Source organism: Kocuria sp. CPCC 205231, assembly GCF_040980965.1.
GTDB lineage: Bacteria > Actinomycetota > Actinomycetes > Actinomycetales > Micrococcaceae > Kocuria > Kocuria rosea.
Window position 1 is genome coordinate 14943 of record NZ_JAVKPP010000001.1, and the last position, 17876, is coordinate 32818.

General features: G+C 74.1%; 22 protein-coding genes. 15 read left to right on the plus strand and 7 right to left on the minus strand.

The features are described from left to right. The 4 genes from RF640_RS00080 (at nt 1) to RF640_RS00095 (ending at nt 3192) form a co-directional block, all read left to right on the plus strand. A complete protein-coding gene (locus RF640_RS00080) occupies nt 1-483 on the plus strand; it encodes a hypothetical protein (RefSeq protein ID WP_035923684.1) in 483 nt (160 codons plus the stop codon). 327 nt (nt 484-810) lie between these two features. Next, a complete protein-coding gene (locus RF640_RS00085) occupies nt 811-1968 on the plus strand; it encodes a thermonuclease family protein (protein WP_368826079.1) in 1158 nt (385 codons plus the stop codon). Nucleotides 1969-2281: 313 nt separating this feature from the next. Beyond that, a complete protein-coding gene (locus RF640_RS00090) occupies nt 2282-2710 on the plus strand; it encodes a DUF1801 domain-containing protein (RefSeq protein WP_368826081.1) in 429 nt (142 codons plus the stop codon). Between the two features lie 155 nt (nt 2711-2865). Continuing rightward, the gene (locus RF640_RS00095; protein ID WP_290467658.1) at nt 2866-3192 is read left to right on the plus strand and encodes a GYD domain-containing protein; all 327 of its coding nucleotides are present in this window, start codon (nt 2866-2868) and stop codon (nt 3190-3192) included. A 47-nt stretch (nt 3193-3239) separates the two neighbouring features. On the opposite strand, the gene RF640_RS00100 is transcribed toward RF640_RS00095, so the two are convergent. Next, the gene (locus tag RF640_RS00100) at nt 3240-4190 is read right to left on the minus strand and encodes an intradiol ring-cleavage dioxygenase (protein ID WP_368826083.1); all 951 of its coding nucleotides are present in this window, start codon (nt 4188-4190) and stop codon (nt 3240-3242) included. Nucleotides 4191-4485: 295 nt separating this feature from the next. On the opposite strand from RF640_RS00100, the gene RF640_RS00105 reads away from it, so the two are divergent. After that, nucleotides 4486-4989, plus strand: coding sequence for an SRPBCC family protein (locus RF640_RS00105; RefSeq protein ID WP_290467660.1), 504 nt, complete (start codon nt 4486-4488; stop codon nt 4987-4989). 31 nt (nt 4990-5020) lie between these two features. Here RF640_RS00105 and RF640_RS00110 read toward each other — a convergent pair whose 3' ends face one another. Further along, nucleotides 5021-6049, minus strand: coding sequence for an FAD-dependent oxidoreductase (locus RF640_RS00110; RefSeq protein WP_115163342.1), 1029 nt, complete (start codon nt 6047-6049; stop codon nt 5021-5023). Nucleotides 6050-6118: 69 nt separating this feature from the next. After that, a complete protein-coding gene (locus RF640_RS00115; RefSeq protein WP_115163341.1) occupies nt 6119-6496 on the minus strand; it encodes a TIR domain-containing protein in 378 nt (125 codons plus the stop codon). Nucleotides 6497-6910: 414 nt separating this feature from the next. On the opposite strand from RF640_RS00115, the gene RF640_RS00120 reads away from it, so the two are divergent. Beyond that, entirely contained in the window at nt 6911-7771 is an 861-nt protein-coding gene (locus RF640_RS00120; protein WP_115163340.1) for a phosphotransferase family protein, read from the plus strand. 104 nt (nt 7772-7875) lie between these two features. Continuing rightward, nucleotides 7876-8466, plus strand: coding sequence for a dihydrofolate reductase family protein (locus RF640_RS00125; RefSeq protein WP_368826086.1), 591 nt, complete (start codon nt 7876-7878; stop codon nt 8464-8466). Between the two features lie 35 nt (nt 8467-8501). Here the strand turns inward: RF640_RS00125 and RF640_RS00130 are convergent, their stop codons facing one another. After that, complete coding sequence (locus RF640_RS00130; protein WP_290467663.1) at nt 8502-9374, minus strand: NAD(P)H-binding protein; 873 nt, start codon at nt 9372-9374, stop codon at nt 8502-8504. Nucleotides 9375-9565: 191 nt separating this feature from the next. Between RF640_RS00130 and RF640_RS00135 the strand changes: the two genes are divergently transcribed. After that, nucleotides 9566-10156 (plus strand): GNAT family N-acetyltransferase, encoded by a 591-nt coding sequence (locus RF640_RS00135; protein WP_017834942.1) that lies wholly within the window; start codon nt 9566-9568, stop codon nt 10154-10156. Nucleotides 10157-10191: 35 nt separating this feature from the next. Here RF640_RS00135 and RF640_RS00140 read toward each other — a convergent pair whose 3' ends face one another. Further along, nucleotides 10192-11178, minus strand: a complete 987-nt coding sequence (locus RF640_RS00140; RefSeq protein ID WP_035923709.1) for a GlxA family transcriptional regulator — start codon at nt 11176-11178, stop codon at nt 10192-10194. A gap of 102 nt (nt 11179-11280) precedes the next feature. Between RF640_RS00140 and RF640_RS00145 the strand changes: the two genes are divergently transcribed. Then, nucleotides 11281-11895: a hypothetical protein gene (locus tag RF640_RS00145; protein ID WP_368826089.1), complete on the plus strand. Its 615-nt coding sequence runs from the start codon at nt 11281-11283 to the stop codon at nt 11893-11895. Beyond that, nucleotides 11892-12671, plus strand: coding sequence for an alpha/beta fold hydrolase (locus RF640_RS00150; RefSeq protein ID WP_368826091.1), 780 nt, complete (start codon nt 11892-11894; stop codon nt 12669-12671). Before RF640_RS00145 ends, RF640_RS00150 begins: the two co-directional genes overlap by 4 nt. An 89-nt stretch (nt 12672-12760) precedes the next feature. Here RF640_RS00150 and RF640_RS00155 read toward each other — a convergent pair whose 3' ends face one another. Continuing rightward, nucleotides 12761-13132: a VOC family protein gene (locus RF640_RS00155; protein WP_368826093.1), complete on the minus strand. Its 372-nt coding sequence runs from the start codon at nt 13130-13132 to the stop codon at nt 12761-12763. Between the two features lie 76 nt (nt 13133-13208). Next, a complete protein-coding gene (locus tag RF640_RS00160) occupies nt 13209-13793 on the minus strand; it encodes a dihydrofolate reductase family protein (RefSeq protein WP_035924562.1) in 585 nt (194 codons plus the stop codon). A gap of 88 nt (nt 13794-13881) precedes the next feature. On the opposite strand from RF640_RS00160, the gene RF640_RS00165 reads away from it, so the two are divergent. The 5 genes from RF640_RS00165 (at nt 13882) to RF640_RS00185 (ending at nt 17707) form a co-directional block, all read left to right on the plus strand. Continuing rightward, on the plus strand, nt 13882-14733 hold the full coding sequence (locus tag RF640_RS00165) for a helix-turn-helix domain-containing protein (RefSeq protein WP_368826095.1): 852 nt from the start codon (nt 13882-13884) through the stop codon (nt 14731-14733). A 78-nt stretch (nt 14734-14811) separates the two neighbouring features. Further along, a complete protein-coding gene (locus tag RF640_RS00170; protein ID WP_109269090.1) occupies nt 14812-15432 on the plus strand; it encodes a TetR/AcrR family transcriptional regulator in 621 nt (206 codons plus the stop codon). Nucleotides 15433-15577: 145 nt separating this feature from the next. After that, nucleotides 15578-16267 (plus strand): VC0807 family protein, encoded by a 690-nt coding sequence (locus RF640_RS00175; RefSeq protein ID WP_368826097.1) that lies wholly within the window; start codon nt 15578-15580, stop codon nt 16265-16267. A gap of 148 nt (nt 16268-16415) precedes the next feature. Further along, a complete protein-coding gene (locus tag RF640_RS00180) occupies nt 16416-17252 on the plus strand; it encodes a hypothetical protein (protein ID WP_368826099.1) in 837 nt (278 codons plus the stop codon). A gap of 290 nt (nt 17253-17542) precedes the next feature. Further along, entirely contained in the window at nt 17543-17707 is a 165-nt protein-coding gene (locus RF640_RS00185; RefSeq protein ID WP_017834952.1) for a hypothetical protein, read from the plus strand. Nucleotides 17708-17876: the final 169 nt, after the last annotated feature.

Sequence of the window (17876 nt, forward strand, 5' to 3'; positions counted from 1 at the left end):
ATGGACGTGACCGTGACCGGCGGAACCTTCCTGCACGAGCTGTCCATGGTCGAACGCGCCCAACACCACAGCCTCATCACCGGCGTCACGCTGGCCCAGGAGACCGCCGACGTGCAGTGCGTGACGGGACCCTCGGTGACCGTGCCGCTGACGGCCGGGCGGATTCGCATCGCACAGCTGCTGAGCGAGGTTGCCGGACCCATCACCCCGCCGGCCGCGCAGGATCCCGACACCTACCCGGACACCCCCGCCCCCCAGCAACTGTGGAGCGAACTCCTGGACGACCTGGGTGCTTACCTCCCCGACCTTTCCCACGCCGACCCCGATCTGCGGCTGGTCTCCGTGCACCGGGACGGGGCGACCGCGCGGATCCAGGTCGCCAACAACACTCGGCAGTTCACCCATGGAGTGCCCCTGGACAGCGGGGAGACACCGGCCGCGGTGACGGTCGACATCGCCGCCGCGTTCGCCGCGGCACCGTAGCCGCTGCGCTGAGACCTGGCCTCATTGCCGGTGGCGGTCCTCGCAGCACTCGCGCCGGAGCACGCCACCGGCCAGATCGTGCCGGGGACCATCCGAGATGCAGGAGGCCGCGCGGCGGGAATGATGACATTCCCCAACATCCGCCGGGATCACTGACTCCCCGGGCACCGTCGAGGACCGCGCCGACGACGGCAGCCCCGTCCCCACGGCCCCTCCTGCTACCGCGCCTGAGCCTGCGGCCGCAGAACTGGGGACACCAGCCTCCCCGGTGATTGCAGATGCATCCATAGGCTGGAGGGGAACTGACGCTTTCCTGACAGGACTCCCGTGGCCCCCTCACCCGCTTCTCTCCGCCTGGGCGCCTCCGCGCTCGTCCTCTTGCTCCTGACCGGCTGCGGCGGGTCGGCGGTCTCCAGCGACACGACGTCGTCGTCGGACGCCGTCTCCACCGAGACCTCCGCCGCCCCGGAACCGCGTGGTGAGCGCGCCGTGGTGGAGCGGGTGATCGACGGCGACACCGTCGACGTCCAGCGGGACGGCGAGGTGGTGCGGGTGCGGCTGCTCAACATCGACACCCCGGAGACCAAGGACCCGAACGAGATCGTCGAGTGCCTCGGCCCGGAGGCCACCGCGCTGCTGGAGGAGCTCCTGCCGCCGGGCACCGTGGTGGGCCTGGAGTACGACCAGGAGCGCACCGACCGCTACGACCGCACCCTGGCCGGGGTCTTCCTGGAGGACGGCACGCTGGTCAACGCGGAGATCGCCCGCCAGGGCCTGGGCACACCGCTCTACATCGCGCCTAACGGCCGGTTCCTGCCGCCCGTCGAGGAGGCCTTCGCGGAGGCCGAGCAGCAGCGGACCGGCCTGCTCGACCCGGCCCACGGCTGCACCATTCCCGCACAGCTCCAGCAGGCGACGAGCGCGCTCGCCGACGCCGCGCCGGCGGATCTCGCCGATGCGGCCGGTGAGGTCGCGGCCGCCGTCGCGTTCCTGGCGGCGCTCGACGCGGTCGACGGCGACGCGCACCCGCACGTCCGCCATCTGGTCGGCCTGCCGTCGCTCACGAGCGGGATCTCGGGCGTCCGCCAGGACGTCGCGGCCCTCCAGGAGCGCGCCGCCGAGCAGCGCCGCGCGGCGGAGGCCAAGGCTGCGGAGCGCAGAGCGGCCGAGGACCAGCGCCGACAGGCGGAGGCGGACGCGGCCCGTCAGGCGGAGTCCGCCCGGCAAGCCGAGATCGACCGCCAGGCGGAAGCGGCACGGCAGGCAGCGGCCGACGCCGCGCGTCGGGCGGTCGCACCCGCGCCGGCGCCCGCGCCGAACCCGGCGCCTGCTCCCGCTCCCGCTCCCGCCCCTGCGCCGAAGCCCGCCCCGAACCCGGGCGCCAACATCGTCAACCAGGCCCCGCCCGGCTACTACGCGGACATTCCCGGCTACACGGGACCTCGTTGCTACGCGCCCGGCGGGAAGTTCTTCAAGCCCTGCTGATCCCGGCGACAGGATCTGGTCACGGAAGTGGTGCCGGCTCCAAGATGAAAAATCCCCCAGGAACGCCGCATGCGCCAGGAAGTCGCCGCCGGAGAACACCGAACGGTTCAAGAACCCCAAGACGAAGATGAAGACCACGACCCGCAGGATCAGGCTGGTCCAGGACGGACCGGACGCCGCGCCTGAGCCCTCGATGACCGGCCGGCGTCTTCGTCGCCCAGGATGCGAGCGGAGTCCGCGCTGCCGTGTCGGACCGGCTGAGGACCCTGGGGCCTGAGACGATCGACGTCCCAGCGACCCCGAGGAGCCCACCGTGGAGAAGACAGGTCAGCCGGTCGAGGAGTACCTTGCCGGGGTCACGCCGGCGAAGCGGCGGGCGGACGCCGAGCGTCTCATCCCCCTGTTCACCCGGGTCACCGGGCAGCCGGCGGAGATGTGGGGCACCATCGTGGGCTTCGGCCAGTACCACTACAGGTACGCGAGCGGGCACGAGGGCGACGCCCCCGCGGCGGGCTTCGCCGCCCGGAAGGCCGCGACGACGGTCTACGTGTACGACGGCGTCGACGCTCACCGGGAGAACCTGGCGCACCTGGGCCCGCACACCACCGGAGTGGGCTGCATCTACCTCAAGGATCTCGGCGCGGTGGACCTGGACGTCCTCGAGCAGATCGTCGCCGCCTCGTACGCCAAGCTCGGCGACGGCCCGTGGACGGACCGCGCTCGGGACAGCGGCCAGGACTGAGCGGACGCCGCCTCCGCCGACACGGAGACGACATGAGTCACGGGCCGGCGACGATCCGGGTGATCCCCTGGAGTGCGCCCCTGCGGGGGCCTACGGTCAGCACACGCCTGATCGGAACCGGCCGGCCGGACACCACCACACGAGGGGACGAGACGATGCCGCTCTACCTGTCCAAGTTCAGCTACACGCCGGAGACCTGGGCGCGGTTGATCGCTCACCCGGAGGACCGTCGCCGGGCCGCCCAGGACTACATCGAATCGGTCGGCGGGAAGCTGCACGGCTTCTGGTACGCCTTCGGCGAGCACGACGGCTACAACCTGTGGGAGGCGCCCGACAACGTGTCCATGGCCGCGGTCGCCCTCGCCATCAGCGGAGGCGGGGCCCTGAGCTCCCTGGAGACCACGGTGCTCATGAGCGTCGAGGACACCCTGGACGCCCTGCACCGCGCCGAGCAGATCACGTACCGGCCGCCCGGCGCCTGATCCCGGCCGCGACGGGATCCGGAGAGACGGGCTGATCGCTGGATCGCTCAGCGGGACGGGGGCGGTCCGGCCGGAGCACCCGCCATACCGCCGGCGGTGGGCTCGGTGGTCGTGTCCACCCCGGCGGTCAGGGTGACCGTGTAGCCGGCGGAGACGCTGCCGGTCACGGCGCCCAGCTGGCTGGCCCCGCCGTCGTCGCCGAAGACGTTGTCGCTCGCCAGGGTGAGCTGGGCGAGGTTGCTGACGGAGGACTCGTAGCCGGCGGTGGCGTAGACGGCGTCGCAGGCGTTCTGCGGCAGGGCGACCTGCGAGGTGGCGATCGCGGTGGTGGAGTCGGTGATGGACGCCTGGTCCGGGTAGACCTCGAAGTGGATGTGCGGCCACCGTCCCGTGTAGCAGGCGGGGAAGATGCTGGTGAAGCGCACCTTCCCGTCGTCGTCGGCCATCTGCACCCCGCGCAGGTAGTTCTCCTCCGTGACGCCCTCCGAGTACATGGAGTAGCGGCCCTCCCGGTCGCAGTGCCAGACGTAGACGGCCACTCCCACGAACGGCACCCCGCCGTGGGCGAGATCGGCGATGGCCAGCTCCAGCGTCATGGGCACGCCCTCGGCGGTCCCGCCGGCGTCCCCGAAGCTGGAGCGGAGGTCGCTGCGCACGATCCCGCTCTGCTCGAGCACGTCGGGACCGTTGGAGCCGTCCCCGGGGTAGGGCCCGGCGGTCTCGTCCGGGATCTCGTCCACCGCCAGGGCGGTGGCCGAGGGCGAGGGCGCCGTGGAGGCCGACGACGACGCGCCCGAGCCGGCACCGCCCGCCCCGGTTCCGCAGGCCGCGAGGCCGAAGGCGGAGGCGCCGAGACCGAAGACCGTCAGCACCTTCCGCCGGTTCATCAGGGTGCCGATGTCGAAGCCCAGCCCCTGGTCGACCACCTCCTCCTCGGGGCGCGGCAGCCGGCGGCCCTCGTAGCTGAGCGCCGTCTCGTGCGGGGTGCTGCGGTCCATGGGTCCTCCATCGGTACGGGTCGTCGTCGGCCTCCACGCTAGGAACAGGTGCTGTGCCGCGGCTGAGCCGGGACACAGCCCCGCGTGTGCGATTTCATGGGCCGGTGCGGGCGCCCGGTCGGCGGGACGCTCACCGACCGCAGTCCGCCGGCGACACGCAGCCGCGGCGAGCAACGATCCGGTCTCACCCGGGCGGACCCGCCGCACCGGGGTCCTACCGTGGGAGCACCCGGCCCGCCGCTCCCCCCCGGGGGGCCCAGGCCGCCGCCACGCGGACACCGCACGGAGGACCACCATGCAGACACTGGGCCGCGCCGAGGACTCCATCCACGTCGAGGCGCCGCCGCGGACGGTCTACGACCTCGTCGCCGACGTCACCCGCACCCCCGAGTACAGTCCCGAGGTCGACGAGGTCGTCTGGCTCGACGACGGGGGGCCCCACGTCGGCGCACGCTTCCGGGCCCGCAACCGGGTGCCGCCCGACTCCCGGTTCCCGTGGCACAACACGCCGATCGTCATGGCCGCCGAGCCCGGCCGGGAGTTCGCCTTCGCCCGCACCGAGCGCTTCGCCGGCACCCTCGTGTGGCGCTACCGGTTCGAGCCGGAGGGCACGGGCACCCGGGTGACGGAGTCCTACGAGATCGCCCGGCCGGTCGGCCGCATCGGCTGGTTCATCATCGGCACCCTGGGCCGGGACCGGGACCGGATGACCACGATGCGCCAGGGTCTGCGGGAGAGCCTGCAGCGGCTCAAGCGCGTGGCCGAGGCCGACGCCGCGTCGTCGTCCTCCGCACCGTGACGGACGGGGTCGGGACCAGCGCCTGACCCGGTCAGCTCAGGCGGGCCGCCGCGGCGACCACGGCGTTGCGCACGGCCAGCCCGTGCCGCGCCGTGCCCACGCGGTTCGCCAGACGGGCCAGACGCACCGTGCGGACGGTAGGCCGGCGGCGTACGACGTCGTACCGGTGCAGGGCGCCGGGCACGTCGGAGGCCGCGCTCAGCGCCTCGACGAGCGCCGTCGCGTCGAGGAGGGCCTCGCAGGCGCCCCGGCCGAGATTGGGGGCCATGCCGTGGGCGGCGTCGCCGAGGAGCACGGTGTGCCCCCGGACATAGGACGGCAGCGGGGGCACGTCGAGCAGCGTGCGCCGGTCGATCGGGGTGTTCCCGAGGGCGGCCAGGACGCGCCGCACGTCCGGGTGCCAGTCGCCGTAGAGGCGTTGGAGGGCCTGGGCGTCGTCGCGCCCGGACGCGGCGGCGGCGAGCACGTCGGCGCGGACGCTCGCGAACCAGTTGGTGCGCTCGGCGTCGTGCGGGGTGATCCCGAAGAGCCGCGCCGGCCCCCAGGTCTCCGTGGCGCCGTCCGCCGGCCCCGGGACGGTGCCCCGAAGGGCGACCGTCCCCAGCGGCCGCGGGGCGACGCCGAAGAGCGCGGCGCGGACGGGGCTGTGCACGCCGTCCGCGGCGACGACGACGTCGGCCGCGGGCAGGGCACCGCGATCCGTCACTGGGGCGTTCCACGCGATGACGTCCGGGGGCAGGCCCTGGGCCAGCGCCGCCAGGAGCGCCGGCCGGGGGACCAGCCGGGCCGTGCGCCCGGGGCCGAGATGGGCGATCTCGGTGCCGTCCGGCCGGAGGAGCCGCGCACCCCGCTGCTCCACGGACGCGGCCCGGACCTGCTCGCCCACCCCCAGCCGGTCCAGGGCCCGCATCGCCTCGGGCCACATGCCCAGCGCCGTGCCGGTGCCCGGCAGGCCCGAAGACCGCTCGAGCACCCGGACGGACCAGCCCGCGCCGAGCAGGCCGCGGGCCGTGGCCAGGCCGGCGATGCCCGCACCGATGACGACGGCCGATCCGCGCACGGCTCCTCCTGTGGTCGGCGGTCCCGGTCCCGGGACGTGCCCCGGTCGGTCGGGCTGCAGGCGGCCGGGCTACAGGCGCTCCAGGAAGTTCCCGATGTTCTCCCACGTCCAGGTCTCGCAGCGCGCCGGGCCCATCTCGGCCGGCTTCATCCGCGCCTCGGGCTCCACCCACAGGCCCAGCAGCGGCTTGTCCTCGGCCACCGCGCACCGGATCTGCCACCGCGCCGCGTCCGAGTCCGGCGTGCCGCCGCCGATCAGCGCGATCACGCCGTCGCTGCGGCGGATCCGGTCCCGCACGTCCTGCTTCCACTCGTCCGGGCTCGCCCCGTTCCCGGGCGGCTCCACGAACCGCGCCTGGTCCCCGGCCCGGTCCCACTGCGCGGTGAAAAGGTTCCGGAACAGCTCGTCCTGCTCCGCGAACGCCAGAAATACAGTCTTCGGCGCCATTGCCGTCAACTCCCTGCCACATCGAAAGTTTGTCCTAGTGCAAGGCACCATATGCGGTCGGCGCCGTCCGGCGGGCGGGGCCGAGCAACATCCCTTCATGAAGACCTCTGATGTCCCGGTGTGCAGTGCGCGGCCCGAACGCCCTCCGTGCGCTCTGGTCTGCTCGCGGGCGGGGTGGGAAAATGGTGCTGCACCTACCCCTCACCCGGGCCGAGCCCGTCGAGCACCGCGGTCGGGAGCACACCCCCGCGCACCGGAGCACGAGAGGCCGACGGGACCGGCCGACGGTCGAGGATCCGGGATCCACCAGCCGGCCCAGCACTGCGGCCGGACCTGACCCGCGCGCTCGGCACCGGCACCGCCGCACGCAAGGAGCCCGCGCCGGACGGATCCGGAGGAGGACAGAGGACCGGCATGGACGAGCTGGAGCGGATCGCCGCGGCCTTCCCCGGACTGACGTGGTCGAGGGCGCGGCGGATCACCGAGGGCTGGGACCACGTCGTCGTCGTCCTGGACGAGGCCCAGGTGTTCCGCTTCCCGCAGGAGGCGCCCTACGCGCAGGCGCTCGGCCGGGAGGTCGCGGTGCTGGACCACCTCGCCCCGCGGCTGCCGGTGCGGATCCCGCGCTACGACCGCGTGGCGCCGGACGGCTCGTTCGCCGGGTACCCGCTCCTGCCCGGCCGCACGCTCCAGCCGGAGGTGCTGGCCTCCCTGGACGGGACGGCGCGCGACGCGCTCGTGGACCAGCTGGCCGGCTTCCTCTCGGCCCTGCACACCGCACCCGTCCCCGGCACGCCGCTGGAGCAGGTGCCGGCGTCCTTCCTGGCCGAGGACCAGGACGACGTCCGCAGCGCGGCCGCCGTGCACCTGCCCGCCGTGCTGACCCCGGCCGAGCTGGACGAGGTGGCGCGGATCCTGGCCGACGTCGACGCGCTCCTCGCCGCCGACCTCCCCGAGGTGGTCGTCCACAACGACGTCTACAGCCGGCACCTGCTCTGGGACGACGACGACGCCCGGCTCGGCGTGATCGACTTCAGCGACATGTGTGTCGGTGACCCGGCCGTGGACTTCGCGGAGCTGCACGAGTACGGCGAGGACTTCGTCCGCGCGGTGCACGAGCGCTACACCGGGCCGAGGGACCCCGGGCTCCTCGACCGCGCCTGGACGTACCAGCGCTGGATCGGGGTGTACATGCTCACCGACCACTTCGACGTCGGCAAGACCACGTGGGAGGTCGCCCGGGAGACCTTCGACCGCGTCCGGCGCGGGCGGTGAAGCGGACCCCGGAGCGGACCCTCGGCGGCGGCCGCGCGGCACCGCGCCCGTCGTCGTCCGGGAATGCCGTGACGTCGCCCGGTGCACCGGCCGAGAATGGCAGCATGCGACGACTGACCTACTTCATCGGCGTCTCGATCGACGGCCGGATCGCCGGCCCGCACGACGAGACCGACTTCTTCCCGCTCTCCGACGCCTACGGCGCCTGGCTGGGCGAGGAGTACCCCGAGACCCTCCCGACCCACGTCCGCACCCACCTCGGCATTGACGACGCGCCACACCGGCACTTCGACACCGTGGTCATGGGCCGGCGCACCTACGAACCGGCCCTGGCGATCGGTGTGGTCAGTCCGTACCCGCACCTGCGCCAGTACGTCGTGTCGACCACGCAGCAGGAGCTCACCCCGGAGGTGACGGTCGTGCGCGAGGACCCGGTCGGGCTCGTGCGCTCGCTCAAGGCCGAGGACTCGCCGTTCGACGTCTGTCTCGTCGGCGGTGCGTCGCTGGCCGCGGCGGTGCTCCCGGAGATCGACCGGGTGGTCGTCAAGCTCTACCCGGTGCTCGCCGGGGCCGGGCGGCCGGCCTTCGACGCCGGGGAGTTCTCGCCCGCCCGGTTCGACCTGACGGACGTCAGCACGTTCGAGGGCGGCCACGTGGTCCTGACCTGGGACCGCCGCCCGGTCGCCTCGTCCTGACCCGGCGGGCACCGCTCCGGGGTCGGCGGGCCGGCTCAGGCCGCGAGCGCGGGGCGGAGGACGGCGTGGGCCCAGGCGCCCAGTGCAGTGGGCGTCGTGGTGAGCGGCTCCCGCGGGTTCTCCGGGGTGAATCCCCGCTGCCCCCGGGACATCCCCAGCACCCCCTCGACCTGCGCGTCGGTGAGGCCGGCCGAGCGCAGGATCCCGGCGACCTCGGCCTCGGCCACCTGGACGGCGGTCAGCGGGCGCCCGAGCGCCTCCCCCACGATCCGGGCGGCCTCGGCGAAGGAGAGGTCCTCGGGCCCGTGCACGCCCTGCGTGTGCCGGCCGGTCCAGTCGGTGGCCAGCAGCCGGACGGCGGCGACGTCCCCGATGTCCCGCGGGTCCACCCAGGGCATCCGGTGGTCGACCGGCAGGGTGGTGCTCAGCACCCCGGACCGCACCGACTCGAGATCCAGCAGCAGGTTGGTGAAGAAGTACCCGCAGCGCAGATGGGTGACGTGCGCGCCCGTGGCGTCGAGCAGCTCCTCGGTGCGGGCCAGCCCGTCGATCTCCCCGAACCCCTGCCGGGCCTCGGCGCCGACGCTGCTCTGGAAGACCACCCGCGGCACGGCGTTCCCGGCCACCGCAGCGGCGGCGACCTCGCCCATCCGGGCGTAGCCGGCGACGGGGTCGTCGTCGTCCGTCGGCGGGTTCACCCAGTACAGGGCGTCGGCCCCGGCGGTGGCCCGGGACACGGCGGCGAGATCGCCCTGGTCCCCCTCGACCACCTCGCACCGGGCCCGCAGGTCCGGGTCCAGGCGGGACGCGCGGCGCACGAGCACGGTGGGCCGCAGCCCGGCCTGCACGAGCAGCCGCACGACGCGGGAGCCCACGTGCCCCGTGGGCGTGGTGACGACGATCCTCATGACGGGTCCCCTCTGCCTCGAGCAGTCCGGTGCTCCCACCACGCTACGACTCCGGCTGCCCCGGCGCACCGGGTCCCGCCGCCGTCCGCACCCGCCGGAGGGTGGCCCGCCCGTAGGGTGGTCCGAACGGCGGGTTCTCCCTCGGTGAAGAGCACGGCCGGCGCCACTCCGCCCAGCAGCGAGGAACGATCATGACTTCCACCGCGTTCACGATCCGACCGGCGACCAGCGAGAGGTTCGACGACGTCGCCACCGTCCTGGGCCCCCGCAACCCCGACTCGGCGGTCTGCTGGTGCCTCACCTACCGGCTCCCCTCCAAGGAGAACCGCGCGCTGACCGGGCGGGAACGGGCGCAGAGGGTCCAGGAGCTGTGCGCCCGGCCGATCCCGCCGGGCGTCCTCGCCTACGACGGCGGGACGGTGGTCGGCTGGTGCGGCGTGGCCCCGCGGGCCGAGCTGCACTCCTTCGCCCACAGCAGGCGCATCCCGCACGTCGACGACCTCCCGGTCTGGGCCGTGTGGTGCTTCCGGGTGCGCGGCGGCCAGCGGGGCCGGGGTGTGGCCCAGGCGCTGCTCGAGGGCGCCGTGGAGCACGCCCGCGGCCACGGCGCGCCGGCCGTCGAGGGCTACCCGGTGGACAACGGGGACCGGAAGGTCGACACCACGATGGCCTATGTCGGCACCCGCGCCATGTTCGAGCGCGCCGGCTTCACCCAGGCCGCCGACACCACCTCGGTCCTCAACGGCTTCCCGCGCGTGCTCATGCGGCTGCCGCTGCGGTGAGCGGGGCCTGAGCGTGGCCCGCACCGGGCACGCGGTCAGGACGCGGGCGCGGCCCGGGGCGGGCGGCTGAAGCGGGCCCGGTAGTCGGTGGGCGAGATCGCGTACCGGCCCACGAAGCTCTGCCGCAGGGCCTCGGCGGAGCCGAACCCGCACCGCTGGGCGATCGCGGCCGCCGGCAACGAGCTGGACTCCAGCAGCCGGGCGGCGGCGTCGGTCCTGGCCTCCCGCACGAACCGGGCCGGCGGCAGGCCCAGGTGCGCGTCGAAGAGGCGGGTGAGGTGGCGGGGGCTGACCCCGACGTGGTCGGCGACGGCCGCGGTGGACAGGTCCGCGTCCAGGTGGGTGGTGATGAACCCGATCGCCTGCTGCACCACGTCGTTGCCTCCTCCGGAGACGCCGGTGAACAGGCTCATCTGGGCCTGGTTGCCCGGCCGCTGCAGGTAGGTCACGAGGTTGCGGGCCACCTGGCGGGCCAGCGGCACGCCGTGGTCGTCCTCGATGAAGGACAGGGTCAGGTCCAGCGCGCTGGTGACCCCGGCGGCGGTGGCGATCCGCCCGTCGCGGATGTAGATCGGGTCCGGGTCGACCTCGACCTGCGGATAGCGGCGGGCGAGGTCGGCGGCGAAGCGCCAGTGCGTGGTGGCGCGCCGCCCGTCGAGCAGCCCGGCGGCGGCCAGGACGCTGGCGCCGGTGCACACGGAGGCCACCCGCCGGCTCGTGGCCGCGAGGCGCCGCACGTGCCGCAGGAGGGGCTCGGCGTCGGCGGCGCGGTGGTGGCCGAGGCCGCCGGTCACGATCATCGTGTCGACCGGTCCGAGCACGTGCTCGAGGGCGCCGTCCGCCTGCAGGGTCAGACCGGTCTCGCAGCGGATCGGGACCCCGCGCAGGCTCAGCACCTGCACCCGGTAGGGGTCGCGCGGCCGGCCGATCATGTTGGCCAGGGCCAGGGGCGTGGTGATGCAGGCGATGTCGAGCAGCTCCGCCCCGTCGTAGGCGATCACCGCCGTGGCACGATCAGCCATCAGGTTCCCCTGTCACCCGGTGTGGGACGAGTATCCCAGGATTCCGGACGCAGCGGAGGACGGGTCCGAAGAGTGACGTCCGGCCGCTCCTACCCTCGTGGCATGAACCACCGGTCTCCGTCCGCAACCCTCTCCGCTCCGGCGCCGACATCGTCGGCGCCCCGACCCGTCCTGGCGATCGCACGGCGGTGGCCCGCGGTCCTCGGCCTGGCGTTCGCCGCGTTCAACCTCGCCACCGACGACCCGCGCAGCGTCACAGCCGTGCTCCTGGTGCTGGTGCTGGCGACGACGGGGTACGTGGTGATCGCCGTGCTCGTCCGTCCCCGCTGGTCCTGGCCGGTGCTCGCCGTCCTGGTCGTCCTCGTGGTCACGGCCCGGCTCGCCGGGGCGGGGCCGGTCGCCGAGCTGGCCGCCATGACCGCGGTCGTGCTGGGCGCCGTCGTCGTCGGCGCGGTCCGGGGCACCTTCTCGCGGCCCGGGGCCTATCGCTGGCAGCCGTTCGCCGCCGTCGGGTTCATGGCGCTCGGACTCGGTGCGCTCTGGCTCTCCCCGGAGGCCGGGCGCGTGCTGGTCGCTGCTGGCCTGATCGGCCACGCCGCGTGGGACCTGGTGCACTGGCACCGCCACGAGGTGGTCTCGCGGTCGCTGGCCGAGTGGTGCGGTGCCCTCGATCTCGCCCTCGGGGTCGGCGTCCTCGCTCTCGCCCTCGCCGGATGAGCCCGGTGGCTGTCTTCGCCCTGGTCCACGCCGCGGCGGTGGACGCCTGGTACTGGCACCTGCTGAGCGCCGAGCTCCGGGCCCGTGGTCATGACGTGGTCGCGGCCGATCTGCCGGTCGACGACGACGCCGCCGGGCTGTCCGAGTACACGGCGACCGTGGTCGAGGCGCTGGGCACCCGCCGGGACGCCGTGGTGGTCGGGCACTCGTTCGGCGGGTTCACGGCGCCGCTCGTGGCGGCACGGGTCTCGGCCGCTCTGCTGGTCATGCTCCAGGCGCAGATCCCGGCTCCCGGCGAGGCCCCCGGGGACTGGTGGGGGAACACCGGCCACGCCCAGGCCCGGCAGCGGCAGGACGCGCTCGACGGGCGGGACCCCGCCGCGCCGGTGGATCCGCTGGACCTCATGCTCCACGACACACCGGCCGGGCTCGCCCAGGAGCTCCTCCGCCACCAGCGCGAGCAGTCGGCCACCCCGTTCGAGGCGCCCTGGCCGCTGGCCTCCTGGCCGGCGGTTCCCACCCGGGTGCTGCTGAGCCGCGGCGACCGGTTCCTGCCGCTGGAGTTCATGCGTCGCGTCACCCGGGACCGTCTGCGCCTCGAACCGGACGTGATGCCCGGCGACCACTGCCCGATGCTCGGGCACCCCGCGGAACTGGCCGACCGGCTGGTCGCCTACCACCGGTCCCTCGGGGCCACGACACCCGGTGCGCGCACGTCACACCGCGAACCGCCGCCTCCCCGCAGGAGTCCCGATGACGACACTCATCACCCCTGACCTCGTCCTGATGGAGCACCGGGACCGTCTCGCCGCGGCCGAGCGCGCCCGGCGGACCCGTCCCGGTCCGGACCGGGACGGGGCGGCCGTCAGCGGCCCCGACGCTCGTGGAACTGCAGCCGGTGCCCGTCCGGCGCGTCGACGGTGGCGTAGGTCCCCCACGGCTCGCTGACCGGATCGGACACCGTGGCACCTCTGGAGCGCAGCTCCGCCACGGTCGCCGCGACGTCGTCGGCGGTGAAGGTCAGGTGGGCGCCCTCGCCGGGGTCCTTGCCGGAGGCCGAGGCCGCCGACAGGACGATCGACGTCTGCGCGCCGTGGGGCCGGACCTCGATCCAGCGAGCGCCCCCGCCCATGTCGGCGTCCGTCACGAGGTCGAACCCCAGGGTGTCCCGGTAGAACGCCAGGGCCTCGTCCTGGTCGCCGACGTACAGCACCGCCGCCGCCACGTTCGTGATCATGGGTTCCTCCTGTGTCAGCTCTTCCCCATGGACAGGTGAGGTCGACCGGCCCCACGTCCCCATCATGACGGGCCGCTCACGCCCGTGTGCCGTAGACGAGCGCGACGGTCCCGAGGTCCGTCCTGGCGACCGATCTCAGCGCGAGCCGGCGCGGGACCGGCAGCTCGCCGAACAGCCGCTTGCCGGATCCGAGCAGCAGTGGGTGGACGAACAGCCGGATCTCGTCGACCAGGTCCTCCGCGAGCAGCTCCCGGCAGAGCACGCCGCTGCCCAGCACGGCGATGTCCCCGTCCTCGCCCGCTCTCAGCCCCCGCACGGCGTCGACGACGTCCGTCGAGAGGATCCGTGTCCCCGGCCACGCGGCCTCGGTCAGGGTCCGGGAGGCCACGTACTTGGGGGTGGCGTTCAGATGCGCGGCCACGGGGTCGTCGGCCGGCTGGTGGGGCCAGAACGCGGCCATCTTCTCGTAGGTCCGGCGCCCGAAGAGGTAGCTCGAGGTCCTCGCGAACCCCGCGGATGCGGTGACCTGGTGGACGCTCCCGGCGTAGGGGGCGCCCCAGCCGCCGTGCACGAACCCGCCCTCCGGGTCCTCCCCGGGTGACCCCAGCCCTTGCATGACTCCGTCGACCGTCAGAAACTCGATCATGACCAGCGCGCCCATCGTGGGGTCCTCTCCTCGTCCTCCTCCGACGGTAGGACTCCGGGGCCGAGGGTGTCTTGAAGAAAGCGGCACGGCACAGAGGGCAGACGTGAGCGGGTCCGCGCCGACGGTCCTCCGGCAGGCCGTGCCGCCTCGGCTGCGGGGGCTGGTGGCGGGGATCGTGGGCTTCGACGAACTCGCTCCGCCGGGAGGGCGGTCCCGGGTGCAGCCGGCCGGCAGCTTCCTGGTGCTGGAGATCTCCTTCACCTCACCGCTGCACGTCCGGGCGCTTCCCACCGGAGCGGAGACGGCCCACGGCGCTTTCCTCGCCGGGCTGATGCCCGGTCCGGTGCGCACGGTCTTCTTCGACCGGCACGCGTCCGTGCAGATCTATCTGACCCCACCGGGCGCCTGCCGGCTGCTGGGCATGCCGGGCCGGGAGACCGCCGGGCACGTCCTGCCCTTGGCGGACCTGGTGCCGCGGTGGGGCCACGACCTGCCCGACCGGCTCGCCGAGGCGCCGGGCTGGCCCCAGCGCTTCGCGATCGTGGTCGGGGAACTGGTGCGGCTCGCCGGGGCAGGGGCACCGGCCGATGCCCTGGTGGAGTGGACGTGGTCGGAGCTGCAGCGGACGGGCGGACAGGCGCGGATCGCGGAGCTGGCACGGCGCTCGGGCTGGAGCGTGCGGCACGTGCGCGCGCGCTTCGACGAGGTGACCGGGGTCCCGCCCAAGGTCGCAGCACAGATCATCCGGTTCGAGCGCCTGCACGCGGAGCTGGGGAGCCGGAGTCTCGGGGCGCTCGCCGCTCGGCACGGCCTCTCGGACCAGAGCCACCTCACCCGGGAGGTGCGGCGCTTCGCGGGCGAGACGCCCCTCGCCCTCGCGCGGGCACGGCGGCCCACTGCGTTCACCCTGCTCGGGACACGCCCTCTTCCCTCTCCGACCTCTCAGACGGTGTGACGAGTCCTGTCCCGACCGCGGGGCGTCACACTCGGCCCTCCCCTTTCCCGGGTTGACCGCGCGGCCTATATTTTGACCATGCGGTCAAACGAGGCCTCGGGTGACTCCCCGACCTTCACGGAGACGGCCCGCCGGGCCCAGATCCTGGCGTGTGCGATCGAGGCCATCTCCGAGTCCGGGTACGGGCGGGCCTCCCTGGCCGAGATCGCCCGCCGCGCCGGCGTGAGCAAGGGCGTGGTCTCCTACTACTTCACGTCCAAGGACGAGCTGCTGGCCCAGGTGGTGATCGACGTCTACCGCCGCGCCGGGGCCGCCATCGCGGCCCGCACCGACGCCGAGACCGACCCCTCGGCGGTGCTGACCGCCTACGTGGAGGCGAACCTCGCCTTCCTGGGCCGGCATCCGGCGGACCTCCGGGCGGTCACCGAGATCGTGATGAACCTGCGCGCCCCGGACGGCGCCCCCCGGTTCACCCCGTCCGGGGCCGACCCGGTGCTGGCCCACCTGGAGCGCCTGCTGCGCGACGGGCAGGAGACCGGGGCCTTCCGGGACTTCGACGCCCATGCCCTGGCGATCCTCGTCCGCGGGGCGATCGACACCGCCTCCGGGCGGCTGGTCACCGACCCGGACTTCGACCTGGGCACCTACACCCGCGAGCTCGTCTCCGTGATCGGGCTCGCGACCCGGAAGAGACCCTGAGGAGAGCGCTGTGAGCGTCCCGGACCCCATCCCGCGGCCGACCGTTCCCCCTGCCGGGACACCACCGGACCGGAACCCTGCGCCGTCGCCGGCCCCGGACGGCGGTGCGGTCCCGAGCGGCGGTGCGGTCCCGGGCGGAACGCCGGTGAGCTGCCGGCGTCACCCGCTGGTGGGACTGCTGGGCGCAGGCCTGGTCCTGCCCTTCGCCCTGTACTACGGACTGCGACTGGCCGGGGCGGAGCCCTGGGTGGCGCTGGTGCTCGGCGGGCTCGCCCCGCTGCTGCGCGTGCTGGGCGCCGCGGCCCGCACCCGCCGGCTGGACCGGCTCGGGGCCTTCACCCTGTCCGTGCTGGCCCTCAACACCGCCGTGGGGCTGATCACGACCGACGCCCGGCTGCTGATGGCCCTGGGCGGCTGGCTCACCGCACTGCTGGGCGCGTGGCTGCTGACGAGTCTCGCCGGCGGCCGGTCCGCGCTCTTCGACGCCACCGTGGCTCTGATGCCCGCCGAGGCCGCCACCCGCTGGAGGCACGGCTGGGAGCAGGACCCGGTGTTCCGCCGGATCTTCCGGGCGATGACCGCGGGCTGGGGAGCCGCCTTCCTGATCGGGACCGGCGCCCGAGCGGTCATGGCCTACACCCTGCCCGTCGACGCGGTCCCGGTCGCCGCCGCGGCGCTGCTGCTGGTGCTGCTGGTCGCCGTCGTCCAGGCCGGCAAGGCGTACGGGCGGCGGCACCTGGGCCCGCCCGCCGCGCCGGCCACGGCGGCCGGGCCGCCCCCGGCGCCCGGCGGTCCGGGCGCCCGGAGCGGACCGGACGGTGACCTGGGCCTTTGACGCCACGTTGCGCCCACAGGGGACCGCAAGGTGTGAGAGTTCCCACTCGGCCTGTGCTTTCCCAGGTCAGTCCGGATAATGGGGAAGGCTGGCCCGAGCATCGTCGCGGGGATCAGCACCCCCTTCCCCGCAACCGAAGCAGGACAGCATGACTCTGGAAAAACCACGCACCGAGGCCCCCGCGGCCGAGGACCATCCGCAGGCACCGGCCGAGGAGCAGTCCGAGAAGAAGAGCCCGGCCCTGAACATCCCGGGCCTGCTCGCCGGCGCCGCCACCGCCGCGACCATGTCCGTGATCGGCGGCCACCTCAGCGTCGCCGGCACCGTCCTCGGCGCCGCACTGACCAGCATCGTCTCCGGCATCGCCATCGTGCTCTACTCGGCCTCGCTCGAGAAGAGCCGCCGCGGCCTGAAGAAGGTGAAGACCACCGTGGCCCAGCGCGTGCTCGCCCGCCCCGGCCTGGACTCCTCCGAGTCGGACGGCAGCACCGCCGTGGCCGCCGGCAGCCGCTGGACCGCCCTGCGCCCGCGCCTGAAGCCCGTCCTGGTCTCCACCGGCGCCGTCCTCGGCCTCGCGGTCGCGGCGATCTTCGGCATCCAGGCGCTCACCGGCACCGAGCTCTCCGGGGGCACGGGCACGATCCAGCGCACCGTGACCGGCAGCGAGTCGGTCTCCGTGCGCAGCGACGTTGCCCCCGCCCCGGTCGAGGACCCGGCCGCCGGCACCGGCGAGGTGGCCCCTGCCGAGGGGACCGTCCCCGACGCGGAGGTCACCGTGGCCCCGGGTGGAGTCGTTCCGGGCGAGGTCGCCCCCACGGACGGAGCGGTGACCGAGGACGACACCACGACCGGCGGCACCCTCCCGGACACGAGCGGCCAGGAGTCGGAGAGCGGGCAGACCGACACCGTCCAGCCGGGCGCCGGCGCGGCCGCCGAGCAGGCCGTGCCGGGCGCCGACGCCGGTGCGGTGCCCGCGGCGCCGTAGACGGCAGCACACCGGAAGGACCGGGGCGGGGACGTGGATACCACGTCCCCGCCCCTTCCCGTGCCGGCCCCTGTTCCTGGACGCAGGCCGCGCCATCTTTCGTCATGTTCGCCTGTTGCCCCTGACCAGGCCCGATGTTGGCGCGGCTCCCACGAGGTCTGGACTTAAGTCGACTGACATATGTCCCGAAAGGCACCTAACTTGGCCTCATCCCGGCTGCGGTCGCAGGCGGGAGGCGATCGACGAAGGGGATGACAGTGGCAGGGGTTCGAGAGGTTCGCGGAAATCAGGTGGCGCAGTGGCTGACGGTCGCGGCCGTCATGCTGTTCGTCGCCAACGGCGCCGTCCTGGCCCTGGGGTCCCAGGCCTACGGGTGGGCCACGCTGCTGTTCGCGGCGGCCGCGTACTTCGCGGTGTCCACCGGGATCGTGGGACGCCCCCTGCGACAGCACTGACCCGCCGGCACCGAGGTGCCGGTCCTGACCCACCGACGGAGCGTCGGCCCGGCACGCCGGTCGTGCCGGGCCGACGCTCCGTCGTCGTCCCGGCGGCGGTTCCGGGGCGCGGGTGCCGCTGCCCGGGAGTGACGCCGCCCGAGGCCCGGAGGGACGCGGTCCGGCTGGT

Excerpts from the sequence above, each read along its gene's own strand:
- RF640_RS00150 (WP_368826091.1), top strand. The coding sequence starts at position 11,892 with ATGAGCCCGGTGGCTGTCTTCGCCCTGGTCCACGCCGCGGCGGTGGAC.
- RF640_RS00155 (WP_368826093.1), bottom strand. The coding sequence starts at position 13,132 with ATGATCACGAACGTGGCGGCGGCGGTGCTGTACGTCGGCGACCAGGAC.
- RF640_RS00160 (WP_035924562.1), bottom strand. The coding sequence starts at position 13,793 with ATGGGCGCGCTGGTCATGATCGAGTTTCTGACGGTCGACGGAGTCATG.
- RF640_RS00105 (WP_290467660.1), top strand. The coding sequence starts at position 4,486 with ATGCAGACACTGGGCCGCGCCGAGGACTCCATCCACGTCGAGGCGCCG.
- RF640_RS00140 (WP_035923709.1), bottom strand. The coding sequence starts at position 11,178 with ATGGCTGATCGTGCCACGGCGGTGATCGCCTACGACGGGGCGGAGCTG.
- RF640_RS00180 (WP_368826099.1), top strand. The coding sequence starts at position 16,416 with ATGACTCTGGAAAAACCACGCACCGAGGCCCCCGCGGCCGAGGACCAT.
- RF640_RS00135 (WP_017834942.1), top strand. The coding sequence starts at position 9,566 with ATGACTTCCACCGCGTTCACGATCCGACCGGCGACCAGCGAGAGGTTC.
- RF640_RS00095 (WP_290467658.1), top strand. The coding sequence starts at position 2,866 with ATGCCGCTCTACCTGTCCAAGTTCAGCTACACGCCGGAGACCTGGGCG.
- RF640_RS00130 (WP_290467663.1), bottom strand. The coding sequence starts at position 9,374 with ATGAGGATCGTCGTCACCACGCCCACGGGGCACGTGGGCTCCCGCGTC.
- RF640_RS00145 (WP_368826089.1), top strand. The coding sequence starts at position 11,281 with ATGAACCACCGGTCTCCGTCCGCAACCCTCTCCGCTCCGGCGCCGACA.
- RF640_RS00120 (WP_115163340.1), top strand. The coding sequence starts at position 6,911 with ATGGACGAGCTGGAGCGGATCGCCGCGGCCTTCCCCGGACTGACGTGG.
- RF640_RS00170 (WP_109269090.1), top strand. The coding sequence starts at position 14,812 with ATGCGGTCAAACGAGGCCTCGGGTGACTCCCCGACCTTCACGGAGACG.
- RF640_RS00080 (WP_035923684.1), top strand. The coding sequence starts at position 1 with ATGGACGTGACCGTGACCGGCGGAACCTTCCTGCACGAGCTGTCCATG.
- RF640_RS00100 (WP_368826083.1), bottom strand. The coding sequence starts at position 4,190 with ATGGACCGCAGCACCCCGCACGAGACGGCGCTCAGCTACGAGGGCCGC.
- RF640_RS00115 (WP_115163341.1), bottom strand. The coding sequence starts at position 6,496 with ATGGCGCCGAAGACTGTATTTCTGGCGTTCGCGGAGCAGGACGAGCTG.
- RF640_RS00125 (WP_368826086.1), top strand. The coding sequence starts at position 7,876 with ATGCGACGACTGACCTACTTCATCGGCGTCTCGATCGACGGCCGGATC.